At 47.8% G+C, this 12,726-nt stretch carries 16 protein-coding genes; 15 read left to right on the top strand and 1 reads right to left on the bottom strand.

Annotated features, from left to right (window positions below):
* The first annotated feature begins 70 nt into the window (after positions 1–70).
* The 15 genes from prsW (at position 71) to AB3351_RS08120 (ending at position 11,917) form a co-directional block, all read left to right on the top strand.
* Positions 71–769, top strand: a complete 699-nt coding sequence (gene prsW, locus AB3351_RS08050) for a glutamic-type intramembrane protease PrsW (protein ID WP_371146610.1) — start codon at positions 71–73, stop codon at positions 767–769.
* Entirely contained in the window at positions 766–933 is a 168-nt protein-coding gene (locus AB3351_RS08055; RefSeq protein ID WP_371146611.1) for a hypothetical protein, read from the top strand. The genes prsW and AB3351_RS08055 overlap by 4 nt, the downstream gene beginning before the upstream one ends.
* 123 nt (positions 934–1,056) lie before the next feature.
* Positions 1,057–2,406, top strand: a complete 1,350-nt coding sequence (ypeB, locus tag AB3351_RS08060; protein ID WP_371146612.1) for a germination protein YpeB — start codon at positions 1,057–1,059, stop codon at positions 2,404–2,406.
* Positions 2,407–2,441: 35 nt separating this feature from the next.
* Positions 2,442–2,657 (top strand): hypothetical protein, encoded by a 216-nt coding sequence (locus AB3351_RS08065; RefSeq protein WP_371146613.1) that lies wholly within the window; start codon positions 2,442–2,444, stop codon positions 2,655–2,657.
* Positions 2,658–2,876: 219 nt separating this feature from the next.
* Positions 2,877–3,548 (top strand): (d)CMP kinase, encoded by a 672-nt coding sequence (gene cmk, locus AB3351_RS08070; RefSeq protein ID WP_371146614.1) that lies wholly within the window; start codon positions 2,877–2,879, stop codon positions 3,546–3,548.
* A 3-nt stretch (positions 3,549–3,551) separates the two neighbouring features.
* Entirely contained in the window at positions 3,552–4,157 is a 606-nt protein-coding gene (locus tag AB3351_RS08075) for a lysophospholipid acyltransferase family protein (RefSeq protein ID WP_371146615.1), read from the top strand.
* A gap of 221 nt (positions 4,158–4,378) precedes the next feature.
* Positions 4,379–5,560 carry a 30S ribosomal protein S1 gene (gene rpsA / locus AB3351_RS08080; protein ID WP_371146616.1) on the top strand — a complete coding sequence of 394 codons (1,182 nt, stop codon included), beginning with the start codon at positions 4,379–4,381 and terminating at the stop codon, positions 5,558–5,560.
* 20 nt (positions 5,561–5,580) lie between these two features.
* Positions 5,581–6,627 (top strand): type 2 isopentenyl-diphosphate Delta-isomerase, encoded by a 1,047-nt coding sequence (gene fni / locus AB3351_RS08085; protein ID WP_371146617.1) that lies wholly within the window; start codon positions 5,581–5,583, stop codon positions 6,625–6,627.
* Between the two features lie 126 nt (positions 6,628–6,753).
* Positions 6,754–7,386, top strand: a complete 633-nt coding sequence (locus AB3351_RS08090) for a YphA family membrane protein (RefSeq protein ID WP_371146618.1) — start codon at positions 6,754–6,756, stop codon at positions 7,384–7,386.
* A gap of 2 nt (positions 7,387–7,388) precedes the next feature.
* Positions 7,389–8,282, top strand: coding sequence for a YIEGIA family protein (locus AB3351_RS08095; RefSeq protein ID WP_371146846.1), 894 nt, complete (start codon positions 7,389–7,391; stop codon positions 8,280–8,282).
* 2 nt (positions 8,283–8,284) lie between these two features.
* Positions 8,285–8,479: a capping complex subunit for YIEGIA gene (locus AB3351_RS08100; RefSeq protein WP_371146619.1), complete on the top strand. Its 195-nt coding sequence runs from the start codon at positions 8,285–8,287 to the stop codon at positions 8,477–8,479.
* Positions 8,480–8,575: 96 nt separating this feature from the next.
* A complete protein-coding gene (gene der, locus AB3351_RS08105) occupies positions 8,576–9,892 on the top strand; it encodes a ribosome biogenesis GTPase Der (protein WP_371146620.1) in 1,317 nt (438 codons plus the stop codon).
* A gap of 18 nt (positions 9,893–9,910) precedes the next feature.
* Positions 9,911–10,519, top strand: coding sequence for a glycerol-3-phosphate 1-O-acyltransferase PlsY (plsY, locus tag AB3351_RS08110; protein WP_371146621.1), 609 nt, complete (start codon positions 9,911–9,913; stop codon positions 10,517–10,519).
* On the top strand, positions 10,516–11,553 hold the full coding sequence (locus AB3351_RS08115; protein ID WP_371146622.1) for an NAD(P)H-dependent glycerol-3-phosphate dehydrogenase: 1,038 nt from the start codon (positions 10,516–10,518) through the stop codon (positions 11,551–11,553). The genes plsY and AB3351_RS08115 overlap by 4 nt, the downstream gene beginning before the upstream one ends.
* 97 nt (positions 11,554–11,650) lie before the next feature.
* Positions 11,651–11,917, top strand: coding sequence for a stage VI sporulation protein F (locus AB3351_RS08120; RefSeq protein WP_371146623.1), 267 nt, complete (start codon positions 11,651–11,653; stop codon positions 11,915–11,917).
* A 174-nt stretch (positions 11,918–12,091) separates the two neighbouring features.
* Here the strand turns inward: AB3351_RS08120 and AB3351_RS08125 are convergent, their stop codons facing one another.
* The gene (locus AB3351_RS08125; protein ID WP_371146624.1) at positions 12,092–12,634 is read right to left on the bottom strand and encodes a hypothetical protein; all 543 of its coding nucleotides are present in this window, start codon (positions 12,632–12,634) and stop codon (positions 12,092–12,094) included.
* Positions 12,635–12,726: the final 92 nt, after the last annotated feature.

Below are 12,726 nucleotides of genomic sequence, written 5' to 3' on the forward strand. Positions count from 1 at the left end.
ATTTTCTTCACTGATATTCCATGGTACGATGAAATAAGGAAAACCGGAAGAATAAAGGGAGTCGAATGCTATGTTATCGACCTTGGGAGCTGCTCTTGCTCCTGGTATTGCTATTTTGAGCTATTTCTATTTGAAAGACAAGTATGAAACAGAACCGCTTCATATGGTTGTCAAAAGCTTTATTATCGGTATCCTGCTTGTTTTTCCCATCATGGTTATACAGTTCGGATTTCAAGAAGAATTGGAGTTGGGTGTGTTTGCCCAGTCGTACTTTTTAGCAGGTTTTCTGGAGGAGTTTTTTAAGTGGTTTATCATTTATTATACGGCATATAAGCATGTGGAATTCGACGAGCCGTATGACGGCATTGTGTATTCTGTTGCAGTTTCGCTTGGATTTGCCACGTTGGAGAACTTTTTTTACCTGTTATCGCATGGGGTATCAACCGCTTTTTACCGCGCGTTGCTTCCAGTCTCAGGCCATGGCTTGTTTGGTGTTCTTATGGGATACTACCTCGGGAAAGCGAAGTTCATTGCCGAACCTCGTAAACAGCGGGTCTATCTGTTGTTCAGCTTGGCGATCCCGGTGCTTCTCCATGGCACATACGATTTCATTCTTATGGCAGGCGGTGCGGTATGGCCGTGGCTTATGATACCGTTTATGCTGCTTTTGTGGACCGTGGCTATTGGCCGCAGCCGCGCTGCACTCAATAAGTCTATTGCTGCCGCTTTTGGGCGACACTATGAGCAAGAGGAGGCGGAAAAAGTATGATGAGCGACTACGAACGTTATAAGGTAACCATCTATTGTCCAGATTGCGGAGAGCGGTATATTCTGCGTGGAAGCCGGGAGAAAAACGGCAAAATCGAAACAGGATTTAAACAATGTATCTGCAGCAATGACCGGAATTTTCATATCTATTCCGAATTGATGTAGAGCGAGTAAAAGCGAAGAGGGCGATGCCTTCTTCGCTTTTTTGTATAAAGAAGCATTCCTTTTCTCACACTACTAGCAACAAGTATGAAAGCTTCGATCTATTAGAGGAAAGGTGATGCGAATATGTATTGGAAAATCGCAGGTGTGCTTGCTCCGATTCTTGCTGTCGGAGTTATCGGTGCCGGCATGTGGGGGTATCAAGAGAACAGGGAAAAAAACTCGGTGCTTATTAAGGCCGAGAATCAGTATCAACGTGCATTCCATAACTTGAACTATCATGTGGATAAGCTGCAGGATGAGCTGGGCAAAACCATTGCGGTGAACTCCCGTCAGCAGCTTACTCCAAGCCTGACCAATGTCTGGCGGCTTGCCTATTCGGCACAAAACGATGTCGGCCAACTGCCACTGACGCTGCTTCCGTTTAACCAGACAGAAAAGTTTCTTGCCAATGTAGCTGACTTCAGCTATCAAACCGCCGTTCGTGACCTTGATAAACAACCGTTGAGCAATAAGGAGTATAAGACGCTGCAATCGCTGTACAATCACTCCCAGGACATTAAAGGGCAGCTCCAAAAGGTGCAAACGGCTGTCATCGACAAACAGCTTCGTTGGATGGATGTTGAATCAGCGCTCGCATCAGAAGAAAAGCAGGAAGACAACACGATTATCGATGGCTTGAAGGTTGTGGATAAAAGTATTGAAGGCTACAAGGATGTAGATTTCGGATCTGGGATTGGCAGCTTAAATGCGACACGTAAAATGAAGACTCAAGCCATTAAAGGAAAGATGGTTACTGCCGAAGAAGCGAAGCAGAAAGCGCTCGCTTTTATGAAGATAAAACCCAATCAGCTAAAAGACATCAATGTGGTTGATAATGGAAACGGAAGGGACTATCAATCATTCAGCGTGCGTATGGTGCGTAAAAACGATCCGGCACCGGTTCATGTCGATGTCACCAAAAAAGGCGGACAGGTAATCTGGGTGCTTGATGAACGTGATGTTAAAGGGAAAAAGCTTACCATTGAACAGGCAAGAGATCGCGCTGACGTCTATTTAAAGGAACAGGGCTATCAGTCGATGGAGCCTGTATCATACGATGAATATGAAGGGCTTGCAGTAGTAACGTATGCGTATACACAAGGAGATGTTCGAATTTATCCTGATACGATGACAGTGAAAGTCGCACTGGATAAAGGGGATGTAGCCGGATTTCAAAGCGAAAGCTATCTGCTGAATCATAAAGCACGGGTACTGCCAAAGCCTGCACTGCGTGAAGAACAAGCCCGCACAAAGCTTAATCCTTCCTTTAAGGTGGAGGAGACACGGCTTGCGGTGATCGAGGATGATCGCGGACAGGAAGTGTTCTCTTATGAGTTCTATGGCAGCATTGGCAAGGAGAAGTACCGTATCTATATTAATGCGCTAACCGGTGAAGAAGTGAAAGTAGAAAAAATCAAAGCAACTGCACTGTAAGATAAGAATAACGATGAGGGAAGGAGGGCGATACTGTGAATACGGAAAGGGGTGTTCGGATGAAACGAACGAAAGAAGCCGCTTACGAGAAACGTTTCGCCCGCCTGGCCGGTCGTGTAGAGAAATGGCTTGTCGTCATGATTGTAGTTGGATGGGTATTGCTGATTGCCGGTCAGTATCTACTCACGTATGAACCCGTTCGCTATTTTCTCGTTGACACGGTTCGGATGGAAGGCATTGCATCACCTTAAGGCCTATGTTACTATGAAAGTAATTGAATAGTGTGTACAACAGTATTCGTGAGTGCGTCTTTAGAATAGCTGACATGCAATCAAATATACAAGCGTAGAGAAGCAGGCACGACCTGCTTTTTTTCTGTAAAAAAGATAAAAGATATAAAGGAGGGAAGGAAGGCGGTATTATCTTCTCTCCTTTTCCTTCTTTTCGTTTAGTTAGGGTGTGATGGTACTGTGAAAATTGCAATTGACGGGCCGGCAGGAGCCGGTAAGAGTACGGTAGCGCAGCGAGTGGCGAAGCGCCTTGGCGTGCTGTATGTGGATACGGGAGCGATGTATCGCGCGGTAACACTTACGGCTCTTAGGCAGTCCTGTCCGCTTGAAGATGAGCAAGGCTTGCGGGCGCTGCTTGATTCGATGGAATTAACGCTTACAATCAGCAACGGTACACAGCATGTGTATGTAGATGGTGAGGATGTCACAGAGGCCATTCGTTCGCTGGAGGTAACCCGCCGCGTTTCTACTGTGGCAGCACTGCCTCTTGTTCGTGAAAAGTTAGTGGAGATGCAGAGAATGATTGCAAGTCGCCAGGATGTAGTTATGGACGGGCGAGATATTGGCACATCCGTGCTGCCTGACGCCGAATTGAAGATCTTCTTAACCGCTTCGATTGAAGAGCGCGCACGGCGCAGATTGCAGGAGCTAGAGCGGAAGGGCATGAAGGCGGATTATGCTCAACTGCTGCACGATATCGAGGAGAGAGACCGCAAAGACAGCGAGAGGAAGATGGCGCCGCTGAAGCAGGCAGAGGATGCGGTCCGGGTTGATACGACTGGGCTTAGTATTGATGAGGTCGTTGATCGGATCATATCGCTGCATCAGGAAAGAGTTGGGGAGAGAGCATAGCTTATGGAGAGTAAAACGTATCCGTTTTTCCGCCGTATTTTTCGCGGCATTTTCGGAGGTTTGTATCGCTGGCAGGTAATCGGACGGGAGAACATTCCGGATGGAGAGGGACTCGTGCTTTGTGCCAACCACGTTAGCAACTGGGACCCGCTTTTGCTTGGCTGCGGCATTGAGCGTCAGGTGCATTTTATGGCAAAGGCGGAGCTGTTCCGCATTCCTGGTATTGCCGCCCTCATTACCGATTTTGGTACTTTTCCGATAAAACGGGGTGCAAGCGACCGCCAGGCGATTCGCAAAGCGCTTGAAATCGTGCAGGAAGGAAAGGTGCTTGGCATTTTTCCTGAAGGAAAGCGCAACCGGACAGGTGAACCGGTCATGGGAACAGCGCTGCCCGGGGCGGCGATGATTGCTTTAAAGTCAGGTGCTCGTATCATTCCGGTAGCAATTATGGGTCCGTATCGATTATTTAGCGGTATCAAAATTATTTATGGAGAACCGGTTGATTTAAAGGCCGCCGTAGAGGGTAAGGGAAATGCAGAGCGCACGCAGGCGGCTGCAGAAATCATTCAGCAGGAGATTCAAAAGCTATTGGATATACATAAAAAGTAAAAAATGGTCTTCAGCTCTCTTTTCCCTGATATATAAGGTATTTTGCTTATCAGAGTAGACATGTAGTCCAGAAATTAGCAGGTTTGGCACTAGCATTGTTACGTATAACTTTGGTAAGCTAAGATAAATATGCTGCTGTTTGCTATAAATGCTTGTTGATTCTTTTCGGAGGTAAGAGCATTTATTGTTTGAATGGCTTTTATTTCAAGGAGGTATGGTCTATGGTAGAGGAAAATCAAACTGAAATGAATGGTCAACAAGGTGCGGAAGGGGTAGAAGTTAATCAAGTATTAACAGGTACCATCTCCCGCGTGGATGAGAAGCAAGCCTTGGTTGACGTAGGCTATAAGTATGATGGTATTCTTCCGATCAGCGAAGTATCCAGCCTTCATATCGAAAAAGTAGCCGATGTTCTTTCTGAAGGCCAAGAAATCCAAGTCAAAGTGATTCGTCTTGATCAGGAAAAAGACGAAATGATCGTCTCCAAACGTGCGGTAGACGCGGAAAAAGCATGGGACGAACTTGCCGGTAAGTTCGAATCCGGTGAAGTGTTCGAAGCTACGATCGCGGATACGGTAAAAGGCGGCCTTGTCGTGGATCTTGGTGTACGGGGTTTCATTCCAGCTTCACATGTAGAGCGCCATTTCGTAGAGGACTTCTCTGACTACAAAGGAAGAACACTCTTTGTTAAAGTGATTGAACTAGACAAAGAGAAGAACAAAGTGATTCTTTCACACCGCGCCGTACTCGAAGAGGAAGCGAACAAACAAAAGCAAACGGTGCTTGATGAGTTAACACCAGGTTCTGTTATCGAAGGTACGGTACAGCGCCTTACAGACTTCGGTGCATTTGTTGATGTTGGTGGTGTTGACGGTCTGGTTCATATTTCTGAAATTGCTTGGAATCATGTGGATAAGCCGTCGGATGCACTTAAAGAAGGCGATAAGGTTAATGTAAAAGTATTAAAGGTTGATAAGGAGAATGAGCGCATCAGCCTGAGTATTAAAGCGACACTGCCTGGACCTTGGGAACAAGCGACTGAAGATTTCAAAATCGGTGATGTTGTTCAAGGTACAGTAAAGCGGCTCGTTAGCTTTGGTGCATTTGTAGAAGTTGCACCTGGAGTAGAAGGTCTTGTACACATTTCTCAGATCGCCAACCGTCATATCGGTACGCCGGATGAAGTGCTTAAAGAAGGCGAAGAAGTGAAAGTGAAAATTCTTGATTTCAATCCGGAAGAAGAGCGCATGAGCTTAAGCATCCGTGAAGTTCAAGAAGAGAAACAAAAGCAGGAAACAAAGAAAGAGATTGCGGCATACCAAGTTGATGAGAACAACAATGCCGGCATGGGCGTAACCATTGGCGATCGCATGGGCGATCTGCTGAAGAAATTCAAATCTTAATTCGTAATAGAGGGGTCGCAATGTCAAGAACTTCACGAAAACGTGAACACATAGAGCACGCGCTCGCAACTGGGCAATCCGGCGCGCACGGATTGTCGGATGTGAAGTTTGTGCATAATTGCTTGCCTGACCTCGCAATGGGACAAATAGATAGTAAAGCATCGATCGGCGGACTCGCACTGAGTTCGCCGATTGTTGTAAATGCGATGACAGGCGGAGCAGATGAGACACACAGCATTAATCAAGCATTAGGCATCCTGGCACGTGAGACAGGAGCCGCGCTGGCGGTAGGATCGCAGATGGCAGCGGTGAAGGATGCATCGCTTAGTGAAACATACAGCATTGCCCGCAAGGAACATCCGAATGGCGTATTATTTGGCAATCTGGGTGCGGAGGCGACGCCGGATATGGCTTGTCGCGCTGTAGCGATGATTGAGGCCGATGCGCTGCAGATTCATCTGAATGTGATGCAGGAGTTAATTATGCCCGAAGGAGAGCGAGATTTCAGTGGGGCGCTCCGGCGTATTGAAGCGATTGTTAAAGCGGTAGAGGTACCGGTCATTGTAAAAGAAGTGGGATTCGGCATGTCGCGTGAAGCGGCCGTAAAGCTTACAGCATGCGGTGTGGCTGCTATTGATGTGGGCGGGCGCGGCGGTACGAATTTCGCACAGATTGAGAATATGCGGCGGCCGCAGCCGTTTACGGGTCTGAATGAATGGGGCATTTCTACGGCTGCGAGCCTTTTAGAAGTAGCTACCCTTTCGAATCGTCCTGATGTGATGGCTACGGGCGGTATTAAGACGGCACTCGATATTGCACGCTGCCTCTCGCTTGGTGCCTCTTGTGTCGGAATGGCAGGTGCCTTCCTTCGTTATGCGACAGAGGGCCGAATTGAAGAGGCAATAGACTATATGCGGCGTCTGCGTGAGGAGCTGACCGTGATTATGACGGCTCTTGGTGCTATGGATATTGCTTCGCTAGGTCAGGTACCGCTTGTAATTACAGGCGAGACCTATCAGTGGGCCACACAACGCGGCATAGATTGCAGCGTATTTGCCAAACGATAAACAATACGGTGTATGTTGAAGGAGAGGGGCGTTTGCTCTTCTCTTTTTTTGTTTGTGCTATGCTCATCCCCTTTTTCGGCAATAATACTGACAGAAAACCTGTACGAGAAAAGGAGATGGAGCGATATGAATCCAGGATATATCTCGGCTTTCTGTATGCTTATTATTGTGGTAGTTATATGGATGGGCCTGCTAGATGGCCTGCTTAAACGTCTGAAGCTTGGTCAGCGTACGCTTTTTATTTTGATTTTTGCGATGTATATGGCTAGCGGATGGACGATCCCGCTTGGAACGTATACTGCGATTAGTATAGGAAGTTTTGTTCTTCCCTTGCTGTTTTTTCTTTTTTTGTGGTCACGGCTTGCGTATGAGAGCCGGAACTATAGCTTCGCAGCAGCGCTTTTGCTCGGTGTCACACTGTTTTTGCTGCGCTACATGCTCCAACTTGATCCCATTCTTCATGTGATGAATGAGACCTACCTTATTGCCTGCACGGCTGCTGCTCTTCCGATCCTGATGAGCCGCCATGCAGAACTAATCCTAATAATAGAGGGCCTGGGACTATGCTTTATGGAGATATTGACTGAGCTTCTACTCCATCCTAAGAATTTTTTTGTTGTGGTAGGAGATTTTGTATTTCGAGATGCTCTTGTTTTCTCGTTGTGTACAGCACTTTTGGTTCATACAGCCGTTTTTCGCTGCGTGGATGCAAGCGCATCATTCATGCGTAAAGTTTTGGTAAGGAGGAGTAGGTGGTGACGATGGATTATACCGTTTCTGTTGCGCTTGGTGTTGTGTTCGGTACGACTGCTCGTCTGCAGATGCTTCGCACTGATTATCGGCAGTATCCCACCTATCCGCATGGACGGATTATTCATATAGCGCTGGGCTTTATCGCGGCTTTAATTGGAGCGGTTGTCATTCCGTCTATTTTAAAGCCTGATTGGACGGCTGTGACATTTCTTGGCTTGGCGGCACAGCAGTTTCGTGATGTGAGAAATATGGAACGCAATACGCTGCAGCAACTTGATAGCATGGAGCTGGTACCCCGCGGTGTGGCGTACATTGAAGGGATTGCCCAGGCATTTGAAGGGCGTAATTATCTGGTCATGTTTACATCGCTTCTTGTTACGCTGTGTGCGGTGACGGTATCGTTTTGGCTTGCGCTTGCAGCCGGCATTATGATGTTTTTTGTGAACGGTCGCTTAATGTCAGGTAAGGTTCTTGCTCAAATTGCAGCCATTGATGAAGGAAAGGTGAGGCTTGATGGTCCGAATTTGTATGTGAATGATATTTATATCATGAACATTGGGTTAAGGACGGATCGAGATGTGATCCGTGAACATGGAATGGGAGTTGTCATCACCCCAAAGAGTGCGGGCAGCCTTATTACGATCGCCAATCTAGGCCAGCGTCAGGCGATTCTGCATGATGTATCGTCTGTGCATGGCGTATACCGGGATTCCGGGGAGCCGGCGCTTGTTCCGCTTGCTAAGCGTGATATGCAGAACGGTAAGCTGGGGATCTTTCTTTTGCCTGAGGAAAAGGATAAAAGTAAAGTGCTCGCAACGGTGGCGCAGGTTCCTGTACTTGATAGCGCCATTCGTCTGCCGCGTGAAGCGGCTGTGAATCAGCAGGCGAAAGGAGCGAAGTAACGATGTCTGTTTCTTTGGAGAAATTCATTCTGGCGATTGTGACGACAAATGAAGGCAGCATTGGCGGTGGAGCCCCCGTCTTTTATGCACAGGGGGAGAAGGAACTGCAGCAGATCGCGTTTACACTAGAAAAAATTTTGGATGGGATTGCGCATGAAGTAATGCCTGGGACAATCATTCTTGTTAAGCATTCTTAAGCGGGAAAGAGGGTGGAGTGGATTGGTTTGTCTTGCTTGTGCTTACAATTCATTCTATGATAGTAGAGATATCGAAAAAGAGAGGTAAGTTATGTTATGGCAAATCCTGTAGTAGCAATTGTCGGCCGTCCAAATGTTGGTAAGTCGACGCTTTTTAACCGAATTGTAGGGGAACGGTTGGCGATTGTCGAAGACGTTCCGGGCGTGACAAGGGATCGCTTGTACAGCCAGGCAGAGTGGCTCGGCAAACCGTTTCATTTGATTGATACAGGCGGTATTGATTTTGATGATCATGATGAATTGCTTGAATCCATCCGTCATCAAGCGGAGCTTGCGGTAGATGAAGCGGATGTTATCGTTCTTGTGGTAGATGGTACGCTCGGAATTACCGATCAGGATCAGGATGTGGCACGCATGCTGTTTCGTTCGAAGAAACCGATTGTGCTTGCAGTAAATAAAATCGATAATCCGCAGCGGCTAAATGACGTCTATGAATTTTATGCATTGGGCATGGGTGAGCCATTCCCGATTTCAGGCGCACATGCGACCGGAATTGGTGACTTGCTTGATGAGATCATTAAGCATTTCCCAGAATATGAAGATAACGAATATGATGAGGATGTTATTCGTGTATCGCTCATCGGTAGGCCGAATGTCGGCAAATCCTCGCTTGTGAATGCGCTGCTTGGCGAAGAGCGGGTTATCGTCAGCAACATTGCAGGGACGACACGTGATGCGATTGATACACCGTTTACCTTTGAGGACCAGGAATACGTGCTCATTGATACGGCAGGGATGCGCAAGCGCGGCAAGGTGTACGAGTCTACGGAGAAGTACAGCGTTATGCGTGCGCTGCGGGCGATGGAGCGCTCCGATGTCGTATTGGTTGTCATTGATGGTGAGGAAGGCATTATTGAGCAGGACAAGAAGGTAGCGGGCTATGCGCATGAGGCAGGCCGTGGAGTCATCATTGTCGTCAATAAATGGGATGCTGTCGAAAAAGACGAACGGACAATGAACAAATTTATCGCTGATATTCGTGAAGAGTTTAAGTACTTAGCTTATGCGCCCATTTTATTTGTGTCCGCCAAAACAAAACAGCGGGTGCATACCCTGCTGCCAAAAGTATCGCAAGTAGCAGAGCAGCATACGCTACGCATTGCCACTCCTGTACTTAACGACCTCATACATGAGGCGACGACGGTTACACCTCCACCAAGCGATAAAGGGCGTCGTCTGCGGATTAACTATGCGACACAAGTTGCAGTCAGACCGCCGACATTCGTTTTATTTGTTAACGATACGGAGCTGATGCATTTCTCATATCAGCGCTATTTAGAAAATAAAATTAGAGAAGCATTTCCGATGGAAGGTACGCCAATCCGTATACTTGTGCGGAATAAATCGGAATAGGGAGAGGGGAGAGACCGGTTGGGAGCGGTCATCATCATTCTGTCTTATTTACTCGGATCTATAAGTTTTAGTATTCTTGTCGCAAAAAAAGTCGCGAAAATTGACATTCGTGAGCATGGCAGCGGCAATGCCGGTGCAACAAACACGCTGCGCATACTCGGCAAGGGGCCGGGCATTGCGGTTTTGCTTCTTGATGCAGCCAAAGGTGCTCTTGCGGTAGGCATCGCCCATTGGTTGACAGGTGGAGCAGATTGGGTGGTCGTGCTCTCTGGTATTGCGGCAATTCTTGGTCATAATTGGCCGGTGTTTTTTGGATTTCGGGGCGGTAAAGGCGTGGCAACAACGATCGGTACGCTGCTTGCGCTCGTACCGATTCCTGGCTTGATTGCAGTCGTTGTAACGATTGTAGTTATCGCACTAACACGCTATGTATCGCTCGGCTCCCTTGTGTTCTTTGCACTTATTCCAATCATTTTGATTATCAAGGGAGCGCCTCTTGCCTATATCATTGGTACGCTATTGGTAGCGGTGCTTGGGTACATCCGGCATGCGGAGAACATTCAGCGTCTATTGCGGGGTACGGAGCGGAAGCTAGGACAATCCAAACAACAAGGAGGAGACCTATGAAGCGAAGTGTTGCCGTTGTAGGTGCGGGAAGCTGGGGTACGGCGCTTGCAACCGTACTTTCAGAAAACCATGACTGTGTGGCACTCTGGGCAAGACGGAAAGAGCTTGTAGAAGAGATCAACAAAACGCAGGAAAACAAACGATATTTGCCCGGCATCGCTTTGGCAAAGAATATTCAGGCAGATGCTTCGCTTGCGTGCGTGGTCGAGGGGAAAACGCTTGTTTTGCTGGTTGTTCCGTCTCATGCTATGCGTGATACAGTCCGCAGTCTCGCTCCGCATCTTCATGAGGATGCTATTCTTGTTCATGCGACAAAGGGGCTTGAAATTGATTCCTTGAAGCGCATGAGCGAAGTTATTGAAGAAGAAATTCCTGCTGCGTTTCATGGGCGGGTGGCTGTCCTATCCGGTCCGAGTCATGCTGAAGAAGTCGGCATGAAGGCGCCTACAACAGTTGTCGTAGCTGCAAAAGAGATGAGGGTGGCCGAAGAGGTTCAGGATGCGTTCATTACCAGCAGATTTCGCGTCTATACGAATCCGGATATTATGGGTGTAGAAATTGGCGGTGCATTAAAAAACATTATTGCTCTCGGCGCAGGTGTCAGCGATGGACTTGCATTCGGAGACAATGCAAAAGCTGCGTTGCTGACACGAGGTCTTGCTGAGATTAGCCGCTTAGGAATCAAGCTTGGAGCCAATCCACTTACATTTACCGGCCTTGCCGGTGTGGGAGATCTGGTGGTTACCGCTACCAGCCAGCACAGCCGCAACTGGCGTGCGGGTCATATGCTGGCACAGGGGATGTCACCAGATGAGATTGTAGAGCGAATGGGCATGGTAGTGGAAGGTATTAAGACGACCAAGGCTGCGCGCGAACTCTCACGTAAGCTGGGGGTGGAAATGCCGATTACTCGAGAGCTGCATGCGCTGCTCTTTGAGGATAAGTCACCGCGTGAGGCTGTGAACGATCTGATGGGGCGCGTACGCAAACACGAAACAGAAGCGCTCGCGCTAGAGTATTTCGAGAACCATTAACAAGCAGAAGATGTGACTTGTAAACGGAAAGGCCGCACTCTTTCTTTCCTCCGCTCATACACTGTTGTTGTATAACGGAAGGAGGGAGATGCGGGGTATGGCAAACATCCCGAAGAAATTTCTCGATAAGCTGCAAGGTCGAAACGTAGATACCACAAAGCTGGAGAAGATCGCCGGCGGCGTTAAGAAAAGCGATTTGAATGACGATCAGAAACTTCGCCAATTAATCCGGCAATTGGCGGTTCTAGCCAATGTAACGATGACAGAGGAGAAGGAAGAGAAGATCATTAAGTATATCCGCACACATAATGTTCAAGGCGGAGACATGAAGACCCTGACAAACCTGTTGAAAAATAAGCTATAAAACGCAACAAATAGGCGACGGGCAGTGTTACAGGCTTGAAAAAACCAGCATACAGTATAGCATGATTCGCGAAAAACAGGGCTCTCGAAAAAACGCGAGGATACAGGGAAGAGGGATAATACCGGCCGGTATTATCCCTCTTTGTCTATATAAAAAAATAGAGGCGGCCTCATGCTAGGCCTCCTCTGACGATGACGCGATTTCATCCATTTCTAACAGTGCCTGCACAAGCGGTGAGTTGAGCAGTGAGATAATCTGGCGGAAATCGATGTTATTTAAAGATTTGACGAAGGCAAGCGGAGAGCGGTCAGCACTAGCCGGGGTACCTTGTTCTGCTGCCTGCACAAGCGAACGCTGCCGACTACTTTCTGTAAATCGTTCATACATGCCAATTAGGTTAGTGAGTGTCCCGAGCGTTTGCTCCATCTCCGCCATTGTTCCGCGCATTTGGCTTGACCAGTCCCGGACAGTATTGATGGACGTACGCATCTCATCGGGAGATTTGGTCAATAACGATGGCAGGTTTTTCATCAGGGAAGAAGCCGCTTTGAAATCGGCTTTGCTAGTAGCAGGAATTTTGGCGGGGATTTTTGCTGGTACGGCTTGGGCTGTTTCTTTTTTGGCAGAGGCTGGCGCGGCTTTTTTTGCTTTTTTTCCGGTTGCCGCGGCGCGCTTCGGCCCTTTTGCATATGGACTTCGTCGCTTTTGGCTGTTCATCTGTGCGCCCCCTTTATTCTGTAGTCACCATTATAGTATGCGTTCGTCCCGTAATAGGTTCGATTGGTCCGTGTTTATGCTATAATGTGGGT

The sequence above is a fragment of the Aneurinibacillus sp. REN35 genome (assembly GCF_041379945.2).
In the GTDB taxonomy this organism is placed as follows: Bacteria; Bacillota; Bacilli; order Aneurinibacillales; family Aneurinibacillaceae; genus Aneurinibacillus.

What these genes read in the sequence shown, in the direction of transcription:
- prsW (WP_371146610.1), top strand. Translation starts at nt 71, where the DNA reads ATGTTATCGACCTTGGGAGCTGCTCTTGCTCCTGGTATTGCTATTTTG.
- AB3351_RS08055 (WP_371146611.1), top strand. Translation starts at nt 766, where the DNA reads ATGATGAGCGACTACGAACGTTATAAGGTAACCATCTATTGTCCAGAT.
- ypeB (WP_371146612.1), top strand. Translation starts at nt 1,057, where the DNA reads ATGTATTGGAAAATCGCAGGTGTGCTTGCTCCGATTCTTGCTGTCGGA.
- AB3351_RS08075 (WP_371146615.1), top strand. Translation starts at nt 3,552, where the DNA reads ATGGAGAGTAAAACGTATCCGTTTTTCCGCCGTATTTTTCGCGGCATT.
- rpsA (WP_371146616.1), top strand. Translation starts at nt 4,379, where the DNA reads ATGGTAGAGGAAAATCAAACTGAAATGAATGGTCAACAAGGTGCGGAA.
- fni (WP_371146617.1), top strand. Translation starts at nt 5,581, where the DNA reads ATGTCAAGAACTTCACGAAAACGTGAACACATAGAGCACGCGCTCGCA.
- AB3351_RS08090 (WP_371146618.1), top strand. Translation starts at nt 6,754, where the DNA reads ATGAATCCAGGATATATCTCGGCTTTCTGTATGCTTATTATTGTGGTA.
- AB3351_RS08095 (WP_371146846.1), top strand. Translation starts at nt 7,389, where the DNA reads ATGGATTATACCGTTTCTGTTGCGCTTGGTGTTGTGTTCGGTACGACT.
- AB3351_RS08100 (WP_371146619.1), top strand. Translation starts at nt 8,285, where the DNA reads ATGTCTGTTTCTTTGGAGAAATTCATTCTGGCGATTGTGACGACAAAT.
- der (WP_371146620.1), top strand. Translation starts at nt 8,576, where the DNA reads ATGGCAAATCCTGTAGTAGCAATTGTCGGCCGTCCAAATGTTGGTAAG.
- AB3351_RS08115 (WP_371146622.1), top strand. Translation starts at nt 10,516, where the DNA reads ATGAAGCGAAGTGTTGCCGTTGTAGGTGCGGGAAGCTGGGGTACGGCG.
- AB3351_RS08120 (WP_371146623.1), top strand. Translation starts at nt 11,651, where the DNA reads ATGGCAAACATCCCGAAGAAATTTCTCGATAAGCTGCAAGGTCGAAAC.
- AB3351_RS08125 (WP_371146624.1), bottom strand. Translation starts at nt 12,634, where the DNA reads ATGAACAGCCAAAAGCGACGAAGTCCATATGCAAAAGGGCCGAAGCGC.